This window comes from Rhizobium sp. AAP43, assembly GCF_001296045.1.
In the GTDB taxonomy this organism is placed as follows: Bacteria; Pseudomonadota; Alphaproteobacteria; order Rhizobiales; family Rhizobiaceae; genus Allorhizobium.
This window is the reverse complement of the sequence record NZ_LJHS01000019.1, coordinates 1-25,395: the sequence shown is the minus strand read 5'-3', so window position 1 is coordinate 25,395 and position 25,395 is coordinate 1. Positions and strand designations below refer to the sequence as shown.

The 25,395-nt window shown below is 60.8% G+C and carries 22 protein-coding genes; 12 read left to right on the top strand and 10 right to left on the bottom strand.

Annotated features, from left to right (window positions below):
• Positions 1-54: 54 nt before the first annotated feature.
• From IP76_RS12465 to IP76_RS12455, 3 genes are all read left to right on the top strand, one after another.
• A complete protein-coding gene (locus IP76_RS12465) occupies positions 55-780 on the top strand; it encodes a pyridoxamine 5'-phosphate oxidase family protein (protein ID WP_054158726.1) in 726 nt (241 codons plus the stop codon).
• 44 nt (positions 781-824) lie between these two features.
• Complete coding sequence (locus tag IP76_RS12460) at positions 825-1,451, top strand: histidine phosphatase family protein (RefSeq protein WP_054158549.1); 627 nt, start codon at positions 825-827, stop codon at positions 1,449-1,451.
• Positions 1,452-1,575: 124 nt separating this feature from the next.
• Complete coding sequence (locus tag IP76_RS12455) at positions 1,576-2,577, top strand: alpha/beta fold hydrolase (protein ID WP_245281454.1); 1,002 nt, start codon at positions 1,576-1,578, stop codon at positions 2,575-2,577.
• Positions 2,578-2,632: 55 nt separating this feature from the next.
• Here the strand turns inward: IP76_RS12455 and IP76_RS12450 are convergent, their stop codons facing one another.
• Positions 2,633-3,070, bottom strand: a complete 438-nt coding sequence (locus IP76_RS12450; protein WP_054158725.1) for a thioesterase family protein — start codon at positions 3,068-3,070, stop codon at positions 2,633-2,635.
• A gap of 87 nt (positions 3,071-3,157) precedes the next feature.
• On the bottom strand, positions 3,158-4,054 hold the full coding sequence (locus tag IP76_RS12445) for a LysR family transcriptional regulator (RefSeq protein ID WP_054158547.1): 897 nt from the start codon (positions 4,052-4,054) through the stop codon (positions 3,158-3,160).
• 107 nt (positions 4,055-4,161) lie between these two features.
• Between IP76_RS12445 and IP76_RS12440 the strand changes: the two genes are divergently transcribed.
• The 3 genes from IP76_RS12440 (at position 4,162) to IP76_RS12430 (ending at position 6,001) form a co-directional block, all read left to right on the top strand.
• Entirely contained in the window at positions 4,162-4,362 is a 201-nt protein-coding gene (locus IP76_RS12440; RefSeq protein ID WP_054158546.1) for a hypothetical protein, read from the top strand.
• 20 nt (positions 4,363-4,382) lie between these two features.
• The gene (locus IP76_RS12435; RefSeq protein WP_156318559.1) at positions 4,383-4,691 is read left to right on the top strand and encodes a hypothetical protein; all 309 of its coding nucleotides are present in this window, start codon (positions 4,383-4,385) and stop codon (positions 4,689-4,691) included.
• 281 nt (positions 4,692-4,972) lie between these two features.
• Positions 4,973-6,001: a GlxA family transcriptional regulator gene (locus IP76_RS12430; RefSeq protein ID WP_054158724.1), complete on the top strand. Its 1,029-nt coding sequence runs from the start codon at positions 4,973-4,975 to the stop codon at positions 5,999-6,001.
• 564 nt (positions 6,002-6,565) lie between these two features.
• On the opposite strand, the gene IP76_RS12425 is transcribed toward IP76_RS12430, so the two are convergent.
• The 3 genes from IP76_RS12425 to IP76_RS12415 form a co-directional block, all read right to left on the bottom strand.
• Positions 6,566-7,390, bottom strand: coding sequence for a sulfite exporter TauE/SafE family protein (locus IP76_RS12425; protein WP_054158544.1), 825 nt, complete (start codon positions 7,388-7,390; stop codon positions 6,566-6,568).
• A gap of 126 nt (positions 7,391-7,516) precedes the next feature.
• Entirely contained in the window at positions 7,517-8,245 is a 729-nt protein-coding gene (locus tag IP76_RS12420) for a hypothetical protein (RefSeq protein ID WP_054158543.1), read from the bottom strand.
• Positions 8,246-8,705: 460 nt separating this feature from the next.
• Positions 8,706-10,514: a methyl-accepting chemotaxis protein gene (locus IP76_RS12415; protein WP_054158542.1), complete on the bottom strand. Its 1,809-nt coding sequence runs from the start codon at positions 10,512-10,514 to the stop codon at positions 8,706-8,708.
• Between the two features lie 182 nt (positions 10,515-10,696).
• Here IP76_RS12415 and IP76_RS12410 point away from each other — a divergent pair, with 182 nt between their 5' ends.
• Positions 10,697-11,077 (top strand): acyl-CoA thioesterase, encoded by a 381-nt coding sequence (locus IP76_RS12410; protein WP_197278339.1) that lies wholly within the window; start codon positions 10,697-10,699, stop codon positions 11,075-11,077.
• 54 nt (positions 11,078-11,131) lie between these two features.
• Here IP76_RS12410 and IP76_RS12405 read toward each other — a convergent pair whose 3' ends face one another.
• On the bottom strand, positions 11,132-11,917 hold the full coding sequence (locus IP76_RS12405) for a helix-turn-helix transcriptional regulator (RefSeq protein WP_197278337.1): 786 nt from the start codon (positions 11,915-11,917) through the stop codon (positions 11,132-11,134).
• Positions 11,918-12,039: 122 nt separating this feature from the next.
• On the opposite strand from IP76_RS12405, the gene IP76_RS12400 reads away from it, so the two are divergent.
• On the top strand, positions 12,040-12,477 hold the full coding sequence (locus IP76_RS12400; protein ID WP_054158539.1) for a hypothetical protein: 438 nt from the start codon (positions 12,040-12,042) through the stop codon (positions 12,475-12,477).
• A gap of 79 nt (positions 12,478-12,556) precedes the next feature.
• Here the strand turns inward: IP76_RS12400 and IP76_RS12395 are convergent, their stop codons facing one another.
• Entirely contained in the window at positions 12,557-12,907 is a 351-nt protein-coding gene (locus tag IP76_RS12395; protein WP_054158723.1) for a DMT family protein, read from the bottom strand.
• A 330-nt stretch (positions 12,908-13,237) separates the two neighbouring features.
• Between IP76_RS12395 and IP76_RS12390 the strand changes: the two genes are divergently transcribed.
• The 3 genes from IP76_RS12390 (at position 13,238) to IP76_RS12380 (ending at position 19,562) form a co-directional block, all read left to right on the top strand.
• The gene (locus tag IP76_RS12390) at positions 13,238-15,259 is read left to right on the top strand and encodes a bifunctional diguanylate cyclase/phosphodiesterase (protein ID WP_245281453.1); all 2,022 of its coding nucleotides are present in this window, start codon (positions 13,238-13,240) and stop codon (positions 15,257-15,259) included.
• A 317-nt stretch (positions 15,260-15,576) separates the two neighbouring features.
• A complete protein-coding gene (locus IP76_RS12385) occupies positions 15,577-18,651 on the top strand; it encodes an autotransporter domain-containing protein (protein WP_197278336.1) in 3,075 nt (1,024 codons plus the stop codon).
• 137 nt (positions 18,652-18,788) lie between these two features.
• On the top strand, positions 18,789-19,562 hold the full coding sequence (locus IP76_RS12380; RefSeq protein ID WP_054158721.1) for a DeoR/GlpR family DNA-binding transcription regulator: 774 nt from the start codon (positions 18,789-18,791) through the stop codon (positions 19,560-19,562).
• A 22-nt stretch (positions 19,563-19,584) separates the two neighbouring features.
• Here IP76_RS12380 and IP76_RS12375 read toward each other — a convergent pair whose 3' ends face one another.
• On the bottom strand, positions 19,585-20,460 hold the full coding sequence (locus IP76_RS12375) for a hypothetical protein (RefSeq protein WP_054158537.1): 876 nt from the start codon (positions 20,458-20,460) through the stop codon (positions 19,585-19,587).
• A 260-nt stretch (positions 20,461-20,720) separates the two neighbouring features.
• Between IP76_RS12375 and uvrB the strand changes: the two genes are divergently transcribed.
• Positions 20,721-23,759, top strand: a complete 3,039-nt coding sequence (gene uvrB / locus IP76_RS12370) for an excinuclease ABC subunit UvrB (protein ID WP_054158536.1) — start codon at positions 20,721-20,723, stop codon at positions 23,757-23,759.
• 5 nt (positions 23,760-23,764) lie between these two features.
• Here uvrB and IP76_RS23610 read toward each other — a convergent pair whose 3' ends face one another.
• Both IP76_RS23610 and IP76_RS12365 read right to left on the bottom strand, forming a co-directional pair.
• Positions 23,765-23,887, bottom strand: coding sequence for a hypothetical protein (locus IP76_RS23610; protein ID WP_306765478.1), 123 nt, complete (start codon positions 23,885-23,887; stop codon positions 23,765-23,767).
• 15 nt (positions 23,888-23,902) lie between these two features.
• The gene (locus IP76_RS12365; RefSeq protein WP_054158535.1) at positions 23,903-24,865 is read right to left on the bottom strand and encodes a hypothetical protein; all 963 of its coding nucleotides are present in this window, start codon (positions 24,863-24,865) and stop codon (positions 23,903-23,905) included.
• Positions 24,866-25,395: the final 530 nt, after the last annotated feature.

The following is a 25,395-nucleotide window of genomic DNA, read 5'->3' as shown; positions in this document are numbered from 1 at the left end:
CTTCAGACCAATTGCGTCGCCTATGCCTTACCGCATTGGACCAAGGAGACAAGCATGAACGAGAGACCAGCCGCAGAAACCTTTCCCGTCACCCCGCGCAACCGGGCAAAACGCCTGCATGAACGCGCGGCCTATGATCGCGAAGCGGTTTATTCTGTCCTCGACGCGGCCCTCCTTTGTCACGTCGCCTATGTGATCGATGGTCAACCTTATTGCACGCCAACCATCCACTGGCGCGAGGGCGATTGGCTGTATTGGCATGGTTCATCTGCGAGCCGCATGTTGAAGACCCAGAAGGCAGGTATTGCCGTCTGCCTCACCGTCGCTCTTCTCGATGGCCTCGTGCTCGCCCGTTCCGGTTTTCACCACTCCGCCAACTACCGATCTGCCATGTGCTTCGGCACAGCCCACATCATCGATGATCCGGAAGAAAAGGCGGAAGCACTGAAAGCCGTCGTTGACCGCTTCTATCCCGGCCGCACGGAAACACTGCGTGAAACCGACCCACAGGAAGCCAAGGGCACGATGGTCATTGGTATGCGCATCGAGGAGGCCTCAGCCAAGGTCCGCACCGGCGGCGTCTCAGACGATCCCGCCGATATCGACGCTCGCGTCTGGGCTGGCGTCATCCCGGTCGAGACACGACTTCGTGCGCCCGAAATCTGCTCCAAGGTGCCGGATGGTGTCGCTTATCCCGATCACCTCGCCCATTTTCAAGGCGGGCGCCGGCTCGACGAGGTCTTGACGGAGAGCCAGTTGCTCTACGAAAAACAGGGCTGAGCGCGCCTCCCTATGCGGGGCCCGCAGCGATTGCGAGGCCCCGTATGAAGACCCTTTATGTCGTCACTCATCCGCAATCGGTTCACCATGTCGAAGGCAAGGTCGGTGGCTGGTACGATAGCGCACTGACCGACCTTGGCCGCCGCCAGGCGGCAGTGATCGCGACCCGCCTCGCCGCCCTTTGCGCCGACCAGTCTGCGAGCCTGTTCTCTTCGGACCTCCTGCGCTGCAGTGAAGCCGCCGAGATCATCGGTCACAGACTGTCTCTTATACCGCGCCGAACGCCCGACTTGCGGGAAATGAGTTACGGCGTCGCCGAAGGCCGACCGCAAGCCTGGCTCGACGCCCGTCGCCTGCCCGTGCCGGACGAGGCTGGTCTTGATGACACTGGCGGCATCGAAGGCGCCGAAAGCCGTCGCATGGTGGCAACCCGCATCTATCGCGCCATGGATGAGATCCTTGCCAATCCCGCCAGCTGCCACATCATCGTCACCCACGGCTTCGCGCTCACCTTCGTCATCGCCTGGTGGATCGGCATGCCGATCGAAAGCCTCGGAAAGGTGAACTTACCGGTCTCGTCAGGCAGTATCACCCATCTCGGGGAACATGCGTTCTGGAAAAGCCGCGCCGTGATTGCGCTCGGCGATAGCGGCCACCTCCTTGGCACCTAGGGGCTAGTCTAAGCCCATTTTTTCCGTCCTCGATCGCGTTCGAGGTCTCCGACGGCATGTTTCGGATGCATGTCGGTGCTCAGCGCATTTGCCCGAGGAGTTGTCGATGTTAAAGACTATTCTCTTGACGATCCTGGCCTGGCTGCCGATCGCCACATTCGCCGCCGCCGACCAGATCGGCTTTCGTGACGTCGAGATCAACCAAGACGACGCCCGCCCGCTCCATGCCGTGATCTGGTACCCGAGCGATGAAGGGTCCCCTGTGGAAGTGAAAGGGGAGAATCCCGCTTTCCACGGGGTTCTCGCGATCCAAAACGCGCGTCCGTCGCGCGGTGAACATCCGCTTTTGGTCTTTTCGCATGGTTATGGCGGCAGTTGGCGCAATCTGAGCTGGCTGGCGAGCGCCCTTGTCGAGCGCGGCTATGTCGTGGCCGCGCCCGATCATCCGGGAACGACGACTTTCAACAAGGATGCGGCTCAGGCCGCCAAGCTATGGGAGCGCCCCCAAGATCTCAGTCGAGTGATCGACGCGCTATTGTCCGACACGGCGATCACGGTCGACCCGCAACGGATCGCCGCCATCGGACATTCGCTGGGTGGATGGACCGTGGCCGCCTTGGCGGGTGCACGGTTTGAGAACGCACGGATTGTACAGGATTGTCAGGCGAAGACGAGACCTCGGGCTTGCGCGCTTGCAATGGAACTCGGCCTTGCCGACCCGCAACTGCAACACAGCTTGGTCGATCCGCGCATAAAGGCCTTCGTTTCGCTCGATCTCGGTCTGGCCCGGGGTTTCTCTCCACAGAGCCTGGCCACGATCCACATACCCGCCTTGGTGATCGCCGCCGGAACCGATATCGGCGATATGCCCGCACAGCTCGAGAGCGGCTACCTCGCCGAGTATCTGCCCGAGGCATCCTCTACCTATGTGACGATTTCTGACGCCACGCATTTCAGCTTTATGCAACTCTGCAAGCCGAATGCGGTGGCCCTGATCGAGGAAGAAACGCCCGGTGACGGCATCGTCTGCAAGGATGGAGGAAGCCGCAGACGTGAGGAAATTCACCGTGAAACGGCATATCTCGTGACCGGCTTCCTGGCCGATGCCCTCACAGTCAATCCGTAGCGGACCTTGTGCGACGATGGCGCTACATCTGCTCGCACCGCCATCACCTGCACCCTCACACCGCCTGCATCCATCGCGCGAGCCTGAACCGCTGGTCCTCGCTGAACGGATGCGACTTGCGTGTTTGCTGGTCGAAATGCACGACGACTGTCAGCGCCAGCGCACAGCAGATGCCGTTCTGGAACACTGCCTGTTCCATCGTCGCCGACGAGCGCCCGACCTTCAACACCCGCGTGCCGATCTCCACCGTGCCGGGCCAGAGCACTTCGGCGAGGTAGTCGATATCGAGCTTGGCGAGTACGAAGGAAAAGCCGGGCTCCAGCAAGGGTTCGTCTTCGGCATAGATCAGTTCGACGCGGCCAGTCTCCATGAAGGTGGCGAAGACTGCATTGTTCACATGGCCCTGGCGGTCGGTGTCGCCATAGCGCAGCTTGTCATAGGCCCGGCCGGGGAAATCCTCGAGCCGAAGGTCGGTCTTCGTTCCGTCACTCACGGCATTCACATCCTGATCGTCATCATCTCAAACCGCATCGCGCTTCGTCCCTTGCGTATTTCGCTCATTGCCGAATTACGCAAGCGCTTACGCAGCCATGCCGATCATTTCGGAGAAGGCATAACGCACGCTATCGGCCACCGCCTGGATCGTCTCCGATGTCTCCTTGCCGGTCAAAAGCCGAACCTCGAAAGATCCGAGCTCCGGCAGCCCGTGCTTGACCCCCAGCGCCGTCATGTCGTCGGTGAGGTAGCTGCGCGGAAGCGGTGCGACCGCCAGATCGGCGATGACGGCTGCCCGCTGCGCCATGGTATGCGCCGATAGATAGGCAATGCGGTAGGGCCGCTTGTCCTTGTCGAGCCTCGCCAGCGCATCGGCCCGCCAGCAGCAGCCATCCTCCCAGATCGACACCGGTAGCGGGTCGCGCAGATGGGCGGTGCCGCATTTGGCGCCTGCCCAGACGAGCTGTTCCTGATGGATCACTTCCCCTTCATGCACTACCGTCCCGGGCGCGCAATTGACCAGCGTCAGATCGAGCCTTTGCTCCTGCAGGCGCCGCCTCAGCGCGCCCGACGTATCAACCGTCAGGTCGACCATGATCAGCGGATAGAGTTCGGCAAAGCGCCGGAGAATACTGGGCATGAAGCGTTCGCCGATGTCGTCGGGTGCGCCGAGCCGCACCACGCCTTTCATTTCCGGCATGCGAAAGCGTCCGACAGCCTCGTTGGACAGTGCCAGCATGCGGCGCGCATAAGGCAGCAACACTTCCCCGCCTTCGGTCAGCGACACCGATCGGGCGTCCCGCAGGAAGAGTGTCACGTTCAGTTGCTCTTCGAGTTTCTTGATCTGCATCGAGACCGCCGAGGGTGTTCGAAACACCCGGTCGGCTGCCGTCGTGAAACTGCCGGTATCGGCAATGGCGACGAAGGTCCGCAAAACATCATTGTCGAGCAGAGGCAAGGGTTGGCGGAGCATCAGTGTCATGGCGACTGACCTTCAGGAAAATTGATCCTAAGGACGATACTATTGCGTTTGATTGAATGTCAATTCCCCAGGACACTCCGACCAGGCCAACCGAAGGAGGTGCCGCCATGTCACTTTTGTTCTCAATCAAGCCGGTCTTCGCACGCTGGCGCAGCGCCGAACGTCGCCGCAAACTGATCAGCGACCGCTGCGTCGCCATAGACGAGATTGATCGCTTTCCGCTGCATGTGCAGCGCGATTTGCTCACCATCGGTGCCCTGCGGATTCATCAATCAAACGAATGCATGGCATCAAAAACATTCGATTGATTGATGGTTGTGAGCGGAGCATGACTGCCACATCAGGCAGCGTCAAACCCGAAAGGATGAAGGTCATGACCCTGTTCCATGCCGAAACACCATCTGTCCGAACCGGCCGCGGCTCCGAAATTGCGGCAGTGATCGCGCATATTGCCGCGGGCCTGCCCTTGCGCCTTTCCTCGTTCGTCTCCGACCGTATCGCGCGGGCTGTCGACCATATGCGCACGGCACGCCGTCTTCGTCGCGAACAGGCCGCGCTGCAGGCCATGCCGTTCGATCTGCGCAAGGATTTGGGCTGGCCTGCCGGCGACACAGGCCATCGGCGCCGGCTTCCGTAATCAGGCGCGACGCGGATGTGTCCCCGCGTCGCAAACAGGCCGGCCATCCTCGAGGTTGTACAATCTGCAAAAACAACGGTAAGCCCTGATATCCCTAGAAACTGTCTAGGAATGTCCCGATCCGGGATTTGGGTCCGTCGCAAACCGAAAACCGCGAAAAATGTCGCATTTTAGCGGACTCGAATACTTTTCTGCCGCGCGATTTCATGCCAATGTCGCGGAGAGAACATCCCTGCGATCGTTTCCAGTCGAGCATGACAAAAAACAAGGGAACATTGGGCATGACCACAAGCAAACAGCAGCAGAGCCGGAAGCGATCGCTCGTCTTCTTTCTCGTTCCGCATTTCACCCTCCTGCCCTTTGCCGGCGCCATAGAGACGCTCCGCATCGCCAACCGCATGCTGGGTTATGCGGCTTACGAATGGCGGCTCGCCTCGGTCGATGGCCAGAAGGTTTATTCCTCCTCCGGCATCGGCATCGAGGTGAACTCGTCGCTGGCCGACGAACGCCGCTTCCTCGGGGGTGAAAACCGCCCGAATATGGCGATCGTCTGTTCCGGCATCTATGTCGAGGAGTTCAACAACAAGTCGGTCAATGCCTGGCTGCGCGAAGCCTATAACCGCAATGTCGCCGTCGGTTCCCTCTGTACGGGCGCCCATGTGCTGGCGCAGGCCGGCCTGTTGAATGGCAAGCGCTGCGCGATCCACTGGGAGAATCTGCCGGGCTTTTCCGAAACCTTCCCGCAGGCGGAGGTCTATGCCGACCTCTACGAAGTCGACGGCAATCTCTACACCTGTGCCGGCGGCACTGCCTCGCTCGACATGATGCTGAACCTGATCGGCCAGGATTTCGGCGAGGGCCTGGTCAACCGTGTCTGCGAGCAGCACCTGACTGACCGCGTTCGCTCCGCCAATGACCGCCAGCGGCTTCCGCTCCGCGCGCGCCTCGGCGTGCAGAATTCCAAGGTGCTGCAGATCATCGAGCTGATGGAAGCCAATCTGTCCGAGCCGCTGTCGCTCCTTGAGATCGCCGACGACGCGGGTCTCTCCCGCCGCCAGATCGAGCGACTGTTCCGACAGGAGATGGGCCGCTCCCCTGCCCGCTACTATCTCGAAATTCGCCTCGACCGCGCCCGCCACCTGCTCGTCCAGTCGTCCATGCCGGTTGTTGAAGTCGCCGTCGCCTGCGGCTTTGTTTCCGCCTCGCACTTCTCCAAGTGTTACCGCGAACTCTACAACCGCTCGCCTCAGCAGGAGCGCGCAGAGCGCAAGCTCACCATGTCGAGCAACCGGACGGGGATCGTGGTGTAAGCCGCGAGCCACAAAGGGCGGGGTTGAGCCCTCCCCCTTGTGGGGAGGGTTTGGGAGGGGTCTTTTCCTGAGCCCAACGCCTACCCTAAAGAGAAGTGGCATGAAGACAACGTTACTCCTCATCCTAAGGTGCCCGCGCAAGCGGGCCTCGAAGGACCAAGGCCCGAGACCAGACCACCCGCCCTCGTCCTTCGAGGGTTGCTTACGCTCCCGCCTCAGGATGAGGGCTAGCCGTTAGCGGTACCCGATAAGCACGCGTCTTGGAGTCGTCGGCAAGGGCTTGCAAAGGCTGGCGGAAAGGACTTCTTGAGAGGCTTACATTGCCGCACCGTGCCGGCCTGCTCCCGATTTCCGATGCAAAAAAGCTTCGGGCTTCCGATTGCAGAAGTTTGGCATAGCCTTAAGTTGTTCAAGGCGTTTGCCCCATCGGAGCCTTCGCAAATTATGGTGTTTCTCTCGGTACGAGAAGCGCCTGACTGGCAAATTGAAGGGCTAGTCGCGTCCGTTTCAACGGACCTGATATATCCGGCGTTGTGATTCGACCTGCAGCTTGAACTTTGGCTCTCACCCGCCAAACAAACTCCAGAAAAACCGTGCCGAAACGAACAGCAGGAACACGGCAAAACCTGTTTCCAGTTGTCTCTTGCTCAATGCATGGGCCAGTTTGGCGCCATAGGGCGTCACCACCATGGCAATCGGGATGATCAGCGCAAAAGCGATCCAGTTGACATAGCCGGTTGAAAACGCCGGCAGGCCGCCTTCACCCCAGCCGGCGATAACGAAGCCGACAAGCGCCGGGATCGAGATCAGCACGCCAACGCCGGACGAGGTGGCAACCGCTTGATGGATCGGTCGGCCGTAAAGCGTCATGAATGTGTTGTTGAACACGCCGCCGCCAATACCCATCAAACCGGAAAAGAGGCCAATCACGGAGCCGGTGATGAAGCGGGCCGGCTGGCCCGGCAGGTCGGTGCCGAGGTGGAAGCGGTTGGTGAGAAAAAGCATGCGGGCCGCCAGGAGAAGCGCCATCACGGCAAAGATCAACCGCAGTCCTTCGCTCGAGACATAGGCGGCCACAACCGTCGCCAGCACTGCGCCAAGCGGTACGGCGATCAGCCAGCCCTTGAGGAGATCCATATCGACCGCACCCCGCGCCTGATGCGCCTTGAAGGAGCGGATCGAGGTCGGCACGATGATTGCGGTCGAGGTGCCGACGGCGAGATGCATGATGATCTCGTCGGGAATGCCGGCATAACCGAAGACCTGATAGAAGACCGGCACCAGTACTGCGCCGCCGCCAATGCCGAAAACGCCGGCCAGCAGGCCTGCAACGCCGCCGGCGACAATCAGGAGGGCGGCAAACATCAGGAGGTCGGCTAAGGGCGGCATGGCATGGCTCCGGAGGAGGTCGCAGCGCATAGGCCGCGCCACGAATGGACAAGTCGTGGCGCCCGATCTATGCCCCAGTCCCGAACAGGGCAAGCCCCAATGGTCCCGGATCAGTACACCAACGCATCAACCGCGCGGGCAATTGCGCTTGTCGAGGTAGAGCGAGCAATCCACCTCCGGCTCGACGGGGGCAACGGACTCGTCTGCCGTCATGCCGGTGTTGCCGTTGTCGACCGACAGCGGCAGGATCTCACCGGCACCATCGGAGGCAACTTGCATCGGTGCTGGCGCGGCATTGCCGTCGGTGATTGGTCCCGTCGCAATCTGCTCGGGATCGTCGAAGCCGATGCCATCAACGACCGGCTGGCTGGTGGAGCCTTCGGCAATCGCCATGGCGCCCACGGGCGTGACGATCTGCGGCTCGATCCCATCGCCTGTCGGGCTTTGTTCCGCGGAGGTGTGCTGGGTGCTCGGAAGATCCGCCGAGGCATAGGTCCCTGCCCCGACACCGAGCCCTGCATCCATATCGACGCCACCGTCGGGAATGACCGTGGCCTCTGCCGCCAGTGGCTGCTCGAACTGCGTTGTTGGGGCGGAGGTCGGGGACAGTTCCGCGATGCCGGACTGCGCAGCCGTGTTGGCGCGTGCTGGCGCATAGGCGGTTGGCGCATCGACACGACCGATCAACTGGCGGCCATCGCGCCGCGGATCGACCCGTCCGATCAGCACGTCGCCTCGGGCGGGACTGGCTCCGATGTCGAGCAGCGGTACGCGGTCGCTGCCACTGCAGCCCTGCAGGGAAACGATGGCGAGCACGACCAGGGCCGAGCGCGCAGCAAGGGATGAAAACACCATACTCATTTCTCCCCGGTTGACCCGAAACGGGCCATTCAACCGGAGGCTAAGCCCGGGCGGCTTAACGCGCCATGAACGGCAACCATTCCGCCGACCAAAGCGGTGGCTTGACGCGAACTAAGAAAGATTAGCCTCAGCAAAAGGTGAATTCCAAGCCTCGAAAATAGGAACTCGGAGCACCGGCTCCATCGGTCCTGTTGGCCAGAAGAGGTTTGAAGAGCGGTGCACATCGGTCCAGGATCTCGACGACGCCAGCGGGGCCGAGAAGTCGGCCGAAGGTGGTGCTGACAGGCCCCGCGCCTTGCTTGTGCCGTTTGGCCGATGCGCAAGGAGCCCACAGCGCGTCGCGCCTCGCAGGGGGCTGTTCTAAACCATCCCATCGGTATCTGTGTTCGGGATTTGGTATAAGGGCCGGCGCATGTCGCACCGGCCCTTATGCCTCATTGCCTCGGTTGCTCGATCAGGCCGCGCGGCGGCCGGCCATGGCGGCATGATGCACTTTCAGGCGTGCCAGCAACTGGCGCAGCTTGTGGCTTTCCTGCGCCAGCGACTGCCCGGCTGCAGAGGTCTCCTCGACCATCGCCGCATTTTGCTGGGTCATCTGGTCCATCTGGTTGACGGAGGTGTTGATCTCGGCAAGGCCTGTCGCCTGTTCGCGTGCGGCGGTCGCAATGGTCTCGACACTGTCGTTGACGCGGTTGACCAGCGCCTCGATCTCCAGCAACGCATCGCCGGTGGAGCGCACCAGACTGACGCCAGTGCCGACCTCTGTAGCGGAGGCACTGATCAGTTCCTTGATTTCCTTCGCGGCATTGGCCGAGCGCTGGGCCAGTTCACGCACTTCCTGGGCGACGACGGCAAAGCCGCGACCGGCTTCTCCAGCCCTTGCTGCTTCAACACCGGCATTGAGCGCGAGCAGATTGGTCTGGAAGGCGATTTCGTCGATGACCGAGATGATCTGGCTGATCTTCTGTGACGAACCCTCAATCCGGCCCATGGCATTCACGGCATTGCGAACGATCTCGCCGGACTTGTTGGCGCTGCGTTTCGTCTCGGAGACCAGTTCGCGGGCTTCGACGGCCCGTTCGGCTGCCGTGCGCACGGTCGCCGTGATCTCGTCCAGGGCCGCTGCGGTCTCTTCCAGGGCTGCCGCCTGTTGTTCGGTTCGGCGCGACAGGTTGTTGGTCGCATCGCTGATATCGGCGGCACTCGATGTGACGACATCGCTGGAGTGATTGATGGCCGACACGACACCCGAAAGCGATTCGACGGCGCGGTTGAAGTCGTGGCGGAGCTTTTCGTAATCGGCGCCGAGCGCGTCGATCTGCACCGTCAGGTCACCATCGGCCAAACGCTCCAGGGCTTGGCCGATGGTGCCGATTGCGTGCGCCTGGCGGTCTGAGGCGCTGCGCAGGCGGTACTCGTTTTCGGCCCGCTCTCCATCAAGGCTGTGTTGCTGGTCGGCCTCGCGGCGGCGCATGTCGATGCGTTCGCGAACGCTGCCGCGCAGGACCTCCAGTGTCTGTGCCATGCCGCCAATCTCATCCTTGCGGCGGATATCGGTGATTTCAGTGTCGACGCGCTCGGCCGCAATATCGCTCATGGCCGATTTCAGCCGGTTGATTGGCTGGACGACACTGCGCACGACGAGATAGGCACAGGTCAGCATGGCGACGATCGCAACCGCAATCAAAAGACCGTATTTGAGCGCCGTCTGGCGGAAAAGTGCTGCAAGGTCATCGGAATAGACGCCGGTGCCCACCACCCAGCCCCAGGGCTCGAAGCCGATGACATGGCTGAACTTTTCGACCGGAGCATCGAATCCTGGCTTGGGCCAGTAGTAGTCGACAAAGCCTTCCTTCTGCGCCTTCACGACATTGACGAACTCGACAAAGAGATGCTTGCCGTTCGGATCCTTGTTCTGGCTCAGATCCTTGCCGTTGAGTTCTGGCTTGATCGGATGCATCACCATCGCCGGCTGCATGTCATTGATCCACAGGTAGCCATCGGGCGCATAGCGCATGGCCGAAACAACATCCTTGGCCCGCGCTTGAGCCTCCTCGCGCGTCAGCGTGCCTTCGAGCTCCATCTTGTGGTACTTGTTGAAGATGGCCATGGCATTGTCGTTGATCTGCGCAAGCCCCAGACGTCTTTCCTGTGTCAACGCATCATAGGATGAGAACAGGCTGTAGGTCAGCGTTCCAATCAGTACGGCCAGCGACAGCGCAACCAGCGCATAGAGCCGCACGGACAAGGACATGGATTTCATTTGTACCCCCATTAGATTTTGGGAAAATTTGATGTTAACCCATTCTAATTTGCATGAATAAATAACTGCTAAATTTCAGGTGATCGTTGCGGATGACACTATTGAACTGATTGCCTAATTTCGCGCAGCGTGATCATCTCGGTCTTCTCCGTTGACTATGAAAGCAAGCCATGACCGCCGAAATCCATGTCGCGCCGACCGGCGAACTGACCCTCCGCACGCTCGCCATGCCGGCTGATGCCAATGCCGCCGGGGACATTTTCGGCGGTTGGGTCATGGCGCAGATGGATCTGGCCTGTGGCATCCGGGCGGCGGAACGGGCGCGCGGTCGCGTCGTGACAGCTGCCGTCAACGAAATGGCGTTCGCCCTTCCGGTGAAGATCGGCGATACGCTCTGTGTCTATACGGATGTCGTCAGGGTCGGGAACACATCGATCACGCTTGCGGTCGAGGTCTGGGCTCAGCGCTATCTGACCCATGTGATGGAAAAGGTGACCCATGCCAGTTTCGTCATGGTGGCGCTGGACGCCTCAGGCGCACCGACGCCGGTTCCGCCAAACTGACGGGATCGGCGACCGCGCCTGCGGGTAACACTTGAGGCTTACCGCCGGCCGGGTTCATCCATCGGCGTCGCCCGTCGCCGCCAGTTCGTCGAACAGGGTCTTCGTCTTTGCGTCGGCAGGAAAGAACATTTCAATCTTGATATCGCTGAGCGCGATATCCGTCGCGGTCCCGAATTGGGTAATCGTCGAGAACATCGGAAACACGTCGCCCCCGACCTTCAGCCTCAACGGCAGGACCGGCGGCATGTCTCCATGCTGCACCGCGCCGGTCAAGGCCGGGTCCGCCGCCAGAATCGAGGCCGCCCGGTCAAGCACGGAATCGCCGCCGACATGGGCGCTTTCGATCCTGAGCCGGCTTATGAAATGGCTTGCCAGTTCCGGCCAGTTTTCGACTAGCGCTGCACCGCGCCCCGGCTCCGTCACCAGGGAAAGCAGGCTGTCGCCCTTTTGAAGTCCCAGTGCGGCAAGCATGGCACCTGCCGGTCGATTGCCGTCCAGGACCGTCCAATGGCGATCGAGCACCACGGCTGGATAGGGCGCGTGATTGTCGACGATATGGCGGATTGCGGCTTTTACCGCGGCCATGGCCTCGCTCTCCAGCGGCCGCGCCGCATAGGTGGCCCGAAATCCGGCCGCATCGAGCATCAAGTTGCGGGCCGCCAGTGGCATTTCCAGCGCTTCGCCCAGGCGCAGCACCATGGCCTGGCTCGGCTTTGCCCGCCCCGTCTCGAGAAATGCAACATGCCGTGCCGAGACCTCTGCCACCAGTGCAAGCTGCAGCTGGCTCATGCGCCGCCTGCCGCGCCAATCCTTCAGATGTCTGCCGAATTCGATCTGCATCAGCCCCTCCATAACCCACCCTAAGGCTGCCCCATCCTTTCGTCACTTACCTCCCTGGTAATTGAAGGTCGGGCTTCCAAGCCTGATCGTCATGGCCGTGACATTGCAAAGGAGAACCCGTCATGTCCATCGACACTGCCAGTATCTGGCTGAAATTTGCCAGCGTCGCCGTCATCCTGCTTGGCGCACTTGTCGCCCTCGCCTCCCATCCCGCCCTGTCGCTACCGACAGTCTGGCTGACCGATCTCGTCTTCCTTCCCTTCGATGGCGCTCAGCAGATCGCGGCCGAGGAGACACGGTTGTTCCTGGCGATCAGCGGCGGCGTCATGGTCGGCTGGGGCGTGATGATGTGGCTGATTGCCACCCGTCTTCTGCCGGCTGATCCGAGCCTTGCGCGCCTGCTGTTCATCGAGGGGACGCTTGCCTGGTATCTGGTCGACACGACCGGGTCCTTCCTCGCCGGTGGCCACATCAACATGGTGCTGAACACAGGGCTGATGCTGATGATCGTCTATCCCGCCTGGTCGCTTGGGCGCGTAGCGAGACCGGCAGGCGCATAGGACCAGTGGAGCCGGTACTCTTGCCGGTGAATGAAGAGCGTGCCCACGCCGCCGCCAAGGTCGGCGTGGGCGAACGTCCTCAGGCGCGGAAGACGAAAGCCGCGCCTGTCGCGATCAGCGCGAAACCGATGGCATGGTTGATCGTCAGGCTTTCCTTGAGAAAAAAGACCGAGAAAACCGAGAATACGATCAGCGTGATGACTTCCTGAATCGTCTTCAGCTGGGCGGCCGAATAGACCTCGGCCCCGATCCGGTTGGCGGGGACCGCCAGGCAATATTCGAAGAAGGCGATGCCCCAGCTCGCGACGATGGCGATCCAGAGCGCGGACGTCTTGTATTTGAGATGCCCATACCAGGCGAAGGTCATGAAGATGTTCGACAGGGACAGAAGCAGGATGGGCCAGAGGGCGGCAGGCGAAAAAGTTGGCATGAGCGGAGCACCGGAGGAATGAGGGAGATTGGGCGTGATCGGCAAGGAGCCTCGCGAATCGAAGTCCTGATACTGGCCGCTTTTCCGACTGCTGCAAGGAGTCTGCAGGTTGTATCTCGAGACTTCGATAAACAGGAGTCGAAATGCTCGCTTCGCTTGCAACAATGCTGGCGAGGACCCAATCGACCTGTCGATATTTCAACTAACTGCATATGCAGAAACGCTGGAAAATACGTGATTTTTTGGGTTAGAATCGACACATCGACTGTAACGACGCGTTAAACCCCTAGCTGCTATTGGGGTGTATTCAAATTGTACAGGCGTTGATTTATGAGTATTCAGGAAGGCCGGGACGGACGATTTCTGCCTATTGTGATGCAAGCGCAGGTCGCAGACATCGTCGGCGGATTTCGCACGGCGCTTCTTCTCAATCTCGTCAGCCTGACGGCAGCCGTCCTCATTCTCCGCGGCCAGGGCGAGGCCGATCCTGCTGTTGCTCTCTGGTATGCGGCAGCCCTCATCGTCATCGGCGTTCGTGCCTTGTCTCTCTGGCTGCTCAAGCATCGCGGCCTTCTGCAATCGGCACCTCTTCTTAGTCTTCGTGTCCTGTGGATCGGCGGGTTCGGCCTGGGCATGGTCTGGGCGGCCCTGCCCGTTGTGATCCCGCACTTTGATGCCATCGGCGCGCATGCCTCGCTGTTGATCATCATGGGGGGCATGGCAGCAGGCTCCGTCATTCGCCAGATCGGCTACACGCCGATGGCCATGTCCTATTCCCTGCCCATCTTCATATCGCTGATGGTCAGCCTGCTCTTTCAGGGCGGACTGGATGCCGCATTGGTCGGCACCCTGCTTGGTTTCATCATCGGGGTCTTCATCCATCGCAGTCTCTGGGCCGAGCGCCTGTTCATCAGCAGCCAGCTGGCACGGCGGGATGCGACAGCACTGGCCGATAGTCTGACGCGCGCCAACAGCGACATCCTGCGCCAGAACAGACGGCTCGAGGCCCTGGCCAATCGCGATCCGCTGACCGATCTGGCAAGCCGCGTCCACTTTCATGGCCGCCTTGCCGGCGACATCGCCCGGGCCGCAGTTCTCGGAGAGCAGGTCGTTCTGGTCATTTTCGATGTCGTCCGCTTTCAGGCGATCAACGATACGCTGGGCCATAGCAACGGCGATGCGCTCCTGCGTGAGATCGGCCGCCGGTTGTCTTCGGTGGTGGACGATGGCAGCCTGATCGCCCGGCTCGGTGGCGATGAATTCGCCATCATCGTCACCGGCAAGAATGCGGGTTCTCGCGGGCATGCCCATGCGGATGCCGTGCTCGAGGCCTTCCGCTCGCCACTGACCTGGCGCCAGCGCCAGTCGACGATCGCCCTCAACGGCGGACTTGCGGTCTATCCCTGCCATGCCGAAAATGCGGAGGATCTGCTCGCCTGCGCCGACATGGCGCTCTATGACGCCAAGCGTCAGGAGCGCCGGGGTCTGCGCGAATTCGATCCTGAATTGCGCCGCAACGCCGAACGGGGCCGGATGATCGAACAGGACCTGTTGAAGGCGATCGAGGGCGACATGCTCTGCGCCTGGTTTCAGCCACAGGTCGATCTCGGCTCTCGCCGCGTCACCGGCGTCGAAGCGCTGGTCCGCTGGCATCATCCAACGCTCGGCTTCATCCCCCCGCCGGAAATCGTCAATGCCGCGCGCGCGACGGACCAATCGGAGGCGCTGACGGCCCGCATCGTCGCCGATGCTTGCCTGCTGGTGCGCAAGCTCGATGCGCTCGGCCATTCCGACATCACGGTTGCCGTCAATCTGTCACCGCGCGAATTCGCCCTCTACCCCGTCGATGCCATGCTGGAGCGCGTGACGCATGCGCATGGCGTCGAACCGCATCGGCTTGAGATCGAGATCACAGAGGAAGCGATCCTCGATCCGGCTCATGCCGACACGCAGCTGACGGCGCTCGGACAGGCCGGCTACCGTCTTGCCGTTGACGATTTCGGCATGGGCCATTCCTCCCTCGCCTATCTGATCGGCCTCAAACTTGATCGGCTGAAGATCGACCGACAGTTCGTCCAGGACGTCTCACTGAGCGAAACGAACCAGAAGCTGATCACCGCCCTTGTTGGCCTCGGCCGCTCGCTTTCGCTCGACATCGTCGTCGAGGGCGTCGAGACCGAGGAAGATGCCGCCGAACTCAAGCGGCTCGGCTGTACCACCGCACAAGGCTTCCTTTTCGCCCGCGCCATGACAGCGGTTGCCCTGGTCGAGTGGCTGGCCGACAATGCCGGTCCGGCGCGCGTCGAACGCCGCAGTAAGACAACAGGTCGCACCCGCCTGTCCCTCGTCTGAGGCAAAACCGCCGAACGACACCACAGATGATCGCAATCAGCGCGCGACTTCAGTGTGCTGTCGCAGCGGCTTGTCGTCAGCCAAAATGTCACAAAGGTTACATTTAACTTTGCAATAACCTTCGTCGGAGAGCGATTTTTGCCCTTTCGATGACCTTTTGATTTTGCGGAGTTATATTTATGTCACAAAAACTACATTTTGGAGCAAGAGATATTGCGCGGCGCAGCAGCACGTCATCCCTCGCGATTGCGCTTTGCTGCGCCGCATTTTACGCTTTGCCCGCCCCGAGCCTTGCGGCCGACGGCACGTTTCGGCTCGTGACCATCAATACGTGGCACGATCGCTTCAAAGCCGACCTCACCCAGATTTCCAATTTTCTCAAAAACGGCAATTACGATGCCTTTGCCTGGCAGGAACTGAGCGGCAACAGCAATTATGCCTCCCAGGTCCCTGTTGTCCTGGCGAATGAAGGGCTCGGAAATTACACGAGCACCCAGACCGGTGACACCGGCATCACCACACGGCTCGACAGCACGCCGGGCACTGTGACGGGTGGTGGCTCGCAGGGCAATCGCTTCGCCTATGTCACGCTTGGCGAACAGAATATGTTGCCCCAGACAGCTCTCGCATCGGTTCATCTCGACTACAGCGATCAGTCCAGTAATCGTATCAACGAAGCCCGTAACCTGACGAACTGGTCGAAGACGATTGATGGTCCAGTGATTGTGGTCGGTGATTTCAACGCCGGGGACGTATCGGAGCGTGGTCTGCATCACGTCGACCAGCAGAAACTTCTGCTCAGGGATTACCTGCGCTCCAATAATAGCTTCTACTACCAGCTCCTCACAGAATATGCGGTCGATCGTGCCGCGCTCGATGCCTTCATTGCGGCCAATCGTGGCTTGACGCTGACCAATCCGCAGATCCCCGATGCGATGTTCGCGCCGGAAACTTATCCGGTCGCGGGCAACACGCCTCAGACCATGAATATTTTGAAGAAGCAGTTCATGCTCCTGCAAAATCCGGGCGAACGCGAAGGCTTCGAGCCTCATCCGATCAAGGATGGCAGCACGACATGGCCAAGCGCCGGCGAAGATGCCACGAACACATGGCCGAGCTGGGATCGCGTCAAGATTGACCATTTCCTGGTCTCCCGCCCCTATGGCAAGTGGTGGCAGCTCGCTGATGATCCCGCCAACCCCTATCTCGGCGTTCTTGATGATGTCGGCTATGCCAACAACGGCACGACGCCACTGAGCGACCACGAGGTCGTCGCGCATGACATGAAGTGGGTCGGTCCGGCCATCCAGAAATATGCGGATGCCCAGGGTGTGGCCAATCAGAGCCGACTGGTCTGGGGTACGGAAGCTGCTGTTTTCAACGAGAAGGACAAGGTCTTTTATCTGACCCGTAACAACATGCGAACGGACGTCTATCTGGGCCAGATTGCCGACGACAACGGCATGCCGATCCTGACGGACCTGACGCTTGCAGACAAGAAGACTTTGCTCGACTGCACCAGCACAGATCCGCGCCTGCGTCAGGCGATCATCGACTATTGCATCGACGATCACAGCTTCATCGATGAAACACTGGTGAAGGACGGCGGCACCGTGATCGTCGATGAAGATGCGGCGCTTGGCGGCGCAGCGGCAACGCTTCGCCTGTCGGACGGTCGCTTGCGGATTGCCGGAACCGGCATGACCACTCTTGACCGCAACGTCTCCCTGGAAGGAATAGGCGGCAGCATTGATGTCGCATCGGCTGGCCACAAGCTCACTCATGGCCGGATCATCTCGGGCACGGGCGCCTTGACCAAGGAAGGTGCTGGCGAACTCGATCTGCGCGGCACCAACACTTATACGGGGGAAACCCGCATCGCAGCGGGCACGCTGTCGGTCAACGGCTCTATTGCGAGTTCGTCGCTCACCACGGTTCTCGACGGCGGCATTCTGGGTGGTGTTGGCACAGTCGGCGAGCTGCGTGTGGCTGATGGCGGAACGCTTGCGCCAGGCAATTCCATTGGCACGCTCACCGTGAATGGTGACGTGACCTTTGACGCCGGTTCGACCTTCCGGGTTGAGGTCGACGATCAGGGCAAGACGGACAAGTTGATCGCAACCGGCGCTATCGCGCTTGGCGGAGAGCTCTATTTCATTCCCACCAACGGCAATTACATGCCGGCAACCGACTATGACATCCTGACAGCTGGAAACGGCATTTCCGGCAGCTTCGCATCCGTTGCATCCAGTGCCGCGTTCCTCTTGCCGGAACTGACTTACGGCGCCAACGGTGTCACCATGCGGCTCAACCGCAACAACACCGCCTTCGCCGACATTGCATCAACGCGCAACGGCCGCAATGTGGCCGGCATCGTCGAAGACTTCGCGACCGGCGATGCGCTCTATGACGCCATCGTCACGCTCGACGTGCCGACGGCGGATCTGGCGCTGCGGCAGCTCTCGGGTGAGATCTATCCGTCGCTTTCCGGTGCCTTGGCTGAAGATGCACTCTACGCCCGCGATGCTGTCAGCAGCCATTTGCGCTCGCTGAACACGAGCGATTTCGGTGATGCCGCCTATCAGCCCTGGATCAACACCTATGGTGCACATGGCAGCACCGAAGCGGCCGGGGTCGCCGATCTTGGAAGGACCAGTGGCGGCGTGTACTTCGGTATCGACACGCTGGCTGCCCCTTCCACTCGCCTTGGCATGATGATGGGCTATGGACGCACGAGCCTGTCGACTGACGGCTACAATGCTTCGGCCGATGTGGACAGTCTGGTGCTTGGTGTCTATGGCGCGACGAAACTCGACAAGCTGCGTCTCAGCTACGGATCCTCGCTCGCCTTCGGTAAGGCTGACGTCACCCGTGACGTTCGCTTCGGCAGCTTTGACGAAACGCTGCGTGCCGATCTCGACACCACAACGGTCCAGTTCTTCGGAGAAGCTGCCTATAGCTTCGAACTCTCGCAGGGCACGATCGAACCCTTTGCCGGACTTGCTCACGTTCATGTTCGCAGCGGCAGCTTTGCCGAAACGGGTGGGGCAGCAGCCCTTTCTGGCGCAGGCTTCGAGTATGACGCCTCTTTTGCCAGCCTTGGTCTTCGCGCCTCCACGCCGGTGATGCTCGGCGACACCGCGCTCCGTCTCAATGGAGAGGCAGGCTGGCGTCATGCCATTGGCGATGCGCCGGAAACGGAGCTGGCCTTTGATCGCGGCGACGCCTTTGCCATCGAAGGAACCACTGCCAACCGAGATGCGGCTTTCGTCAAGGCCGGCATTGGCTTCGACCTGAACCCCGGCGCCTCCCTCACCCTTGATTATGTCGGCGCCTTCGCCGCCGATGGCGGTAGCCATGGTGTCAATGCCGGACTGAAAGTCCGCTTCTGACATTTGGCCATGCAAGTTGTGAACAGGGCGGAGCAATCCGCCCTGTTCCTGTGATCTGGGCTGGGCACAGCATTGCCGCCTCCTGGGTGGCAGGTTAGCTTTCCCGCTGCGGTCGCAGACATCGGGGGATGATTTTGATGACGACAATCGACAAGAAGACGCGCCGCCAGACCGCGCTGCTGCGCCAGCTTGAGCAGGCGCGCTATATTTCGCTCGAAGACGTCGCCCGGCATTTCGACGTCACGACCCAGACCGCCCGCCGCGATGTGCTCGAACTCGAACATCTCGGCAAGGTCCGCCGCCTGCATGGTGGGGTCACCCTTGCCCAGCCGATTGACCCGACGGTTCTGCGCGCCAGACGCGTCGAAAACGCCGAAGCCAAGTCCCGGATCGGCGAGGCGGTCGCCTCTGGTATCGCCAATGGCTCGGCGCTGTTCATCGATACGGGGACGACCTGCGAAGCGGTTGCCCACGCCCTCCTGCGTCATGAAGGCCTGCGGATCGTCACCTACAGCCTGCGCGTCGCAACTCTTTTGGCGGAAGGCACGAATTTCACCGTCGCCGTGCCCGGCGGCTTCGTCCGGCCCGTCGATGCCGGTGTCTTCAGGGCCGAAACGCCAGAGTTCATCAGCCGCTTCAAGTTTGACCATGCCGTGATCTCGGTGAGCGGCATCGACAGCGCCGGCGATATCGGCGATGACGACCACGCGGAAGTCGCCGCCGTCCAGGCCGCCATGCGCCAGGCCGAACGCATCATTCTCGCCGTCGACGCCAGCAAATTCGGCCGCCGCGCCCTGGTCAAACTCGCGCATCTCTCCGATGTCGACGAAATCATCGCCGACCGCCCGCCGGCCGCGCCCTTCGACCGGCTGGTGGCCGAGGCTGGTACCGTGCTGAGGGTGGCGGATTGATGCAGGCGTAGAGGCGTCGCGTCTATACAGTTCGCACTATGGCCAACGATGCGACCACGTTCATGAGGTTCAAGACAAATGGTTTCAGATGGATCTCGACATCGAGAACCGGCACTGGCTCTTGTCCATCCCAGCCAAAGCGCGCCGCAGGAAGCAGCACATATATGTCAGAGCCCCTGATTGCCACCTGCGGCAAGTCCTCGAGCTTGAGCGTTAGCAGGGCGTCGGTCGCCTCTACCATTCCCTTCAACCGGGTGCTGGCCGCACCCAGTTCGGTCGTGACGAAGTCGTAGGCCCAACGCCCGAGATGCGTGGTGTTCGGAAGAGGGATCAGTCCATCCGGCAGCATCGTGCCACGCAAAAGCGAACGCTGTTGAGGTGGCCGCCGCAGCGCCGCGAAGTCGCCTGGAAACGCAGTCGAAGCCAGGGTCCAGACGATCAAGCCACGAAACGTCGTCTCGGCGGTCTCGTCACCGGGTGACCGTGTCAGCACAGCCTGCGTCACTGAGAATGGGATGCCGCGCATCGAGCCTTCGATATGAAAGTCACAATCGATCTCGTCACGCGGAACGAAATAGTGGCCCGGCATGCGTGCGATCTGCCGTGCGGGACGCCGCGTGACGATCGACCAGGTATCCAGCGACCGCAGCAGCAGGGGCAGAATCGCGACATAGGAGTCCGTCTGGAGGCGGCGCTCCTTCGCCGCGATGAGCAGGGAGAAAGCTACCAGCCCCAGCACTGCCGGAAACAGCGTCGCGGCGAAGATCCCCGGTTCGGACCGGATATGGCTGATCCAGAGTCCGACGCCACAGATCGACGCGAAACCCACCCAGCCAAAAGCCTTGAGACCCCTGAGCCGTCGCAGTGTGATGGCGCGTTCACTGTTCTGGACAAGCACGGAGGCCCGGACTGCGGACCAGTCGGGTTCCGACGACCTCGTCTCTGGCGCGGGCGTGAGGATAGGATTGATACGGCATCTCCCCGAGCTTGCATCCCCACTATGCGCAACCCGTTGGACCTTCGCAATAGATCCCTCACTCAATCCGGTGTTCCCTCCTGCCACCACCCTGGCAACAACCCGCCTCCCCGTTGCGTTTTTGTTCCGAATAACCGCCGCCGCCCCTTCCAATCCCACGCGGGCTTCTCCATATTCCGGCCATGGCCAAGTCTCCCAAATCCTCCGCCCCCTCGACCGGTTTCGAGGAAGCCCCGCAGACCGCTTTCGAAGGCGCGCCGCTCTCCGGCTCGGTTTCGGATTGGGTGAAGCAACTGGAGGCGGAGGCCGAGGCCTCGACCGTCGAGAGCCAGCGCGAACTGGCGTCAAAAGCCGGCAAACATCGCAAGAAGATCGAGATCGAGGCCCGCCGCCATGCGGAGAAGGTGGCGCTGGAAAAGGCCAAGCCAACAACCGCCAAGAACACCACCTCGACCAAGACCTCCCGCGGCGTCTCGATCGGCGCGTCCTCCGACCCGAAGACCCGCGCCGCTGCCGGCCTGAACCCGATCGCCGGCATGGATGTGTCGCTGGAAGAAGCCGAATCGCTGGCGACCGGCGCCGTGACCGCCACCGTCGAGGCCCTCTCGGCGCTGATCGAAAGCGGCAATCCGCTGTTCAAGAATGGCGAACTGTGGATGCCCCACCGCCCGGCCCGCCCGGCGAAATCCGAAGGCGGGGTCAAGATCCGCATGGCTTCCGATTTCGAGCCCGCCGGCGACCAGCCGACCGCGATCAAGGACCTCGTCGAGGGCCTGTCGAATGATGACCGCACCCAGGTCCTGCTCGGCGTCACCGGCTCGGGCAAAACCTTCACCATGGCCAAGGTGATCGAAGCCACCCAGCGTCCCGCCGTCATCCTCGCACCGAACAAGACGCTGGCCGCCCAGCTCTATTCCGAGTTCAAGAACTTCTTCCCCGACAATGCGGTGGAATATTTCGTCTCCTATTACGACTACTACCAGCCGGAAGCCTATGTGCCGCGCTCGGATACCTTCATCGAGAAGGAATCGTCGATCAACGAACAGATCGACCGCATGCGCCACGCCGCCACCCGCGCCATCCTCGAGCGCGACGACTGCATCATCGTCGCCTCCGTCTCCTGCATCTATGGTATCGGCTCGGTCGAAACCTACACCGCCATGACCTTCCAGATGTCGGTCGGCGACCGCATCGACCAGCGCCAGCTCTTGGCCGACCTCGTCGCCCAGCAATACAAGCGCCAGGACATCAACTTTGTCCGCGGCTCCTTCCGCGTGCGGGGCGACACGATCGAACTCTTCCCCGCCCACCTGGAGGATGCCGCCTGGCGCATCACGCTGTTCGGCGACGAGATCGAGTCGATCACCGAATTTGACCCGCTCACCGGCCACAAGACCGGCGACATGAAGACGGTCAAGATCTACGCCAACAGCCACTATGTGACGCCGAGGCCCGCCCTCAACGGCGCGATCAAGTCGATCAAGGAGGAGCTGAAAATGCGCCTCGCGGAGCTCGAAAAGGGCGGCCGCCTGCTCGAAGCCCAGCGCCTGGAACAGCGGACGAAATACGATATCGAAATGCTCGAGGCCACCGGCTCCTGCGCCGGCATCGAGAACTATTCGCGTTACCTCACCGGCCGCAAGCCCGGCGAGCCGCCACCGACGCTGTTCGAATACATCCCCGATAACGCGCTGCTCTTCATCGATGAAAGCCACGTCTCGGTCTCGCAGATCGGCGGCATGTATCGCGGCGACTTCCGCCGCAAGGCGACGCTCGCCGAATACGGCTTCCGCCTGCCCTCCTGCATGGACAACCGTCCGCTGCGCTTCGAGGAGTGGGACGCCATGCGCCCCCAGACCATCGCCGTCTCCGCCACGCCCGGCGACTGGGAAATGGAAGCCGCCGGCGGCGTCTTTGCCGAACAGGTCATCCGCCCGACAGGCCTGATCGACCCGCCGGTCGAGATCCGTCCGGCCAAGTCCCAGGTCGATGACGTGCTCGGCGAAATCCGCGAAACCGCGCTCAAGGGGTACCGCACCCTCGTCACCGTGCTCACCAAGCGCATGGCGGAAGACTTGACCGAATATCTGCATGAACAGGGCGTGCGCGTCCGCTATATGCATTCCGACATCGACACGCTGGAGCGGATCGAGATCATCCGGGACTTGCGCCTCGGCGCCTTCGATGTGCTCGTCGGCATCAACCTGCTGCGCGAAGGCCTCGACATTCCCGAATGCGGCTTCGTGGCCATCCTCGATGCCGACAAGGAAGGTTTTCTGCGCTCGGAAACCTCGCTCATCCAGACCATCGGCCGCGCCGCGCGAAACGTCGATGGCAAGGTCATCCTCTATGCCGACCAGATCACCGGCTCCATGCAGCGCGCCATGGACGAAACCGCGCGCCGCCGCGAAAAGCAGGTGGCCTACAATATCGAACACGGCATCACGCCGGAATCGGTCAAGGCCCGCATTTCCGACATTCTCGACAGCGTCTACGAGCGCGACCATGTCCGCGCCGATATCTCCGGCGTCTCCGGCAAGGGCTTTGCCGATGGCGGTCACCTCGTCGGCAACAACCTCCAGAGCCATCTCAACGCGCTGGAAAAGGACATGCGCGACGCCGCCGCCGATCTCGACTTCGAAAAGGCCGCCCGCCTGCGCGACGAAATCAAGCGCCTCAAAGCCGTCGAACTCGCCGCCATGGACGACCCCATCGCCAAGCAGGAGGCGAAGGCAACGGAGAGCGGCGGTGGAGGAAGCCGCAAGGTCGCTCCAAACGCGACGGACTCCCTCCCCCCTGTGGGGCGGGCTGGAGAGGGGTCTGTTGACCAACCCCGCATCTCCCCCTCCGGCCGCAACAAATCCGGCGTTCCCGAGGGCAAGGGCAGCTATTTCTCCAAACCCCATATCGACGACATGGGCCCCGGCACCGACGGCGCCGTCCCCCTGCCGAAATCCGGCCCGGAAAGCTCCTATTTCCGCAAGAACACACTCGACGAAATGACCGTCGGCCGCACCGAAAAACCGGTGACCGGCAAGCTGCCGGAGAAGCCGGCAGGCACAACCAGCCCCCTCCCCCCTGTGGGGAGGGTTGGGGAGGGGAATCCCGACGACCCCCGCCCCATCATCCGCGCCCGCGCTGGCGCCGGCTCCTACGAGGATCCGATGGATAAGAAGCGCAAGGGCCGGACGAAGGGCAAGACGGGGCGACCGGGGCGGTGACGGCTCTATTTCCCTGAATAGGCAGCACTATAGAAGGCGGCTTTCCCACCTGCCTGGAGCAAGCCGTCCAGCATGTCCAGCTCGGCCTTGGACAGGGACATGGTGTAATTGGAGGTAATCTTCACCATTGCACACAAGTGCTCCTAAAGGTCGGTATCTGGGCGGATTTCGAATTGAGAAAGGAGCTCATCTGTGCGCTGGAGAAAGTTCAACGTTTCCGCAAGCTTGAACCTCGAAAAATTAATGTAATAAAACCAATATTTTTGTCGATATCCCGTTACGAAACATGGAGTAGTTGCCTCCCGGCAGATGACGCTGTGAATGACGCGACCATCGCGGTAGATCAGGACGGCGAAAAATCCGTCTCGTTCATGGGAGTGAAGGCATGCCGCGCTGCGAGGCGAATTAATATCCCTCGGTCGATACTCGACGGAACCTGGGAAAGGCCCAGCTTGCCGTATGCAGGCATCATCACTGGCGTTTCGATTAAGAACGAAGTCCCGCAACGTCCTCTGACGTTCCTCCTCTGACAATACCGGATCGGTGCGCAGCACTATGTTCAATTCTGGATCCGCTTCTCCTTTCCTCCTGCCGGCAGGAAGGCCACTGGCTTTCCTCTCGGCTGCAATCCGCCGAATGCCTAAACGATATGGCTCGAAGGTCGAGGAGATGACATTAAGTCCGACACTTAAAATGCCGTTTCCGGAGTTCAGCGGAGACGTCCGATTGATATATGCGCGGGGAATTGCCAGGCGCATCTGCGGCATGACGGTGGGTGATCGCAGTCTTTCTGAATCAGGAAACTCAAACGTAACGGGTTCCAAACTGGTTGAGTTTTCGAAGCGTCCAAATAGCTCCCGAGGATCGGTCGTCGTTAGCGCGAAAATGCCCAGGATCCGGCCTCGCAGAATATCTCCGCTCAAAAAAAGAAACGGCGCTGCGATTGCGATTACAACCAGGATCTGAAGGACAGTAGCGAACCGGCGTTGACAGCTTAAAAGTCCGGTAAGCCAATATCCTCCGATGCGAATAAAAGCATAAATGATGGCCGTAAGCACGACGAGTATGCCGAGCGCCAGGAAGGTCAGTGGCATGATGTTATTCATGAAATTACCGCAACCCGAGAAAACTCCGGAACTTTCAAATTGAATTCAAATCGCAATCTACTCAAGCACCCGTGACAAAATACGAAGGCTTCATTAAGCGACACCACCACCTCATTCAGGCAGCGGATCTTCACAGACTCACATATTTATATTTCGCGACTTAGGTACGGTAGCCACCGCTGTAGCCATAAGAGGGCTATTTCGGAACGCGATTTGAGCCATACGTCCAATCAACAAATAGTTTTGCGAATTTTCAATCAACACCGAAATAAGTATACCTTTAGTTGTATTTGCGAAAGAAGCAAGTGAATCGGATTCACGCTTATGCGGAGGCGACGCTCTAGACCCTTCGCGCTAAACCAAAAAGCCCCTCAATTCCCGTAGTGGTCCGGGGATGAGTTTCAGGAAACCTCCAGCAAAATCAAACCCGCATCCTGTTTTTCATCCCCGCTTTTTGCAGCCGCATTACACTCACCCCGTTCCGCCCTCGGATACACCTGACGATGCGATGTCAGGCGAGGCGGGATCGG

What these genes read in the sequence shown, in the direction of transcription:
- IP76_RS12440 (WP_054158546.1), top strand. Translation starts at nt 4,162, where the DNA reads ATGTCACTTTTGTTCTCAATCAAGCCGGTCTTCGCACGCTGGCGCAGC.
- IP76_RS12425 (WP_054158544.1), bottom strand. Translation starts at nt 7,390, where the DNA reads ATGCCGCCCTTAGCCGACCTCCTGATGTTTGCCGCCCTCCTGATTGTC.
- IP76_RS23610 (WP_306765478.1), bottom strand. Translation starts at nt 23,887, where the DNA reads ATGGTGAAGATTACCTCCAATTACACCATGTCCCTGTCCAAGGCCGAG.
- IP76_RS12465 (WP_054158726.1), top strand. Translation starts at nt 55, where the DNA reads ATGAACGAGAGACCAGCCGCAGAAACCTTTCCCGTCACCCCGCGCAAC.
- IP76_RS12445 (WP_054158547.1), bottom strand. Translation starts at nt 4,054, where the DNA reads ATGACACTGATGCTCCGCCAACCCTTGCCTCTGCTCGACAATGATGTT.
- IP76_RS12400 (WP_054158539.1), top strand. Translation starts at nt 12,040, where the DNA reads ATGTCCATCGACACTGCCAGTATCTGGCTGAAATTTGCCAGCGTCGCC.
- IP76_RS12380 (WP_054158721.1), top strand. Translation starts at nt 18,789, where the DNA reads ATGACGACAATCGACAAGAAGACGCGCCGCCAGACCGCGCTGCTGCGC.
- IP76_RS12435 (WP_156318559.1), top strand. Translation starts at nt 4,383, where the DNA reads ATGACTGCCACATCAGGCAGCGTCAAACCCGAAAGGATGAAGGTCATG.
- IP76_RS12415 (WP_054158542.1), bottom strand. Translation starts at nt 10,514, where the DNA reads ATGAAATCCATGTCCTTGTCCGTGCGGCTCTATGCGCTGGTTGCGCTG.
- IP76_RS12395 (WP_054158723.1), bottom strand. Translation starts at nt 12,907, where the DNA reads ATGCCAACTTTTTCGCCTGCCGCCCTCTGGCCCATCCTGCTTCTGTCC.
- IP76_RS12460 (WP_054158549.1), top strand. Translation starts at nt 825, where the DNA reads ATGAAGACCCTTTATGTCGTCACTCATCCGCAATCGGTTCACCATGTC.
- IP76_RS12365 (WP_054158535.1), bottom strand. Translation starts at nt 24,865, where the DNA reads ATGAATAACATCATGCCACTGACCTTCCTGGCGCTCGGCATACTCGTC.
- IP76_RS12420 (WP_054158543.1), bottom strand. Translation starts at nt 8,245, where the DNA reads ATGGTGTTTTCATCCCTTGCTGCGCGCTCGGCCCTGGTCGTGCTCGCC.
- IP76_RS12390 (WP_245281453.1), top strand. Translation starts at nt 13,238, where the DNA reads ATGAGTATTCAGGAAGGCCGGGACGGACGATTTCTGCCTATTGTGATG.
- IP76_RS12430 (WP_054158724.1), top strand. Translation starts at nt 4,973, where the DNA reads ATGACCACAAGCAAACAGCAGCAGAGCCGGAAGCGATCGCTCGTCTTC.
- uvrB (WP_054158536.1), top strand. Translation starts at nt 20,721, where the DNA reads ATGGCCAAGTCTCCCAAATCCTCCGCCCCCTCGACCGGTTTCGAGGAA.
- IP76_RS12405 (WP_197278337.1), bottom strand. Translation starts at nt 11,917, where the DNA reads ATGCAGATCGAATTCGGCAGACATCTGAAGGATTGGCGCGGCAGGCGG.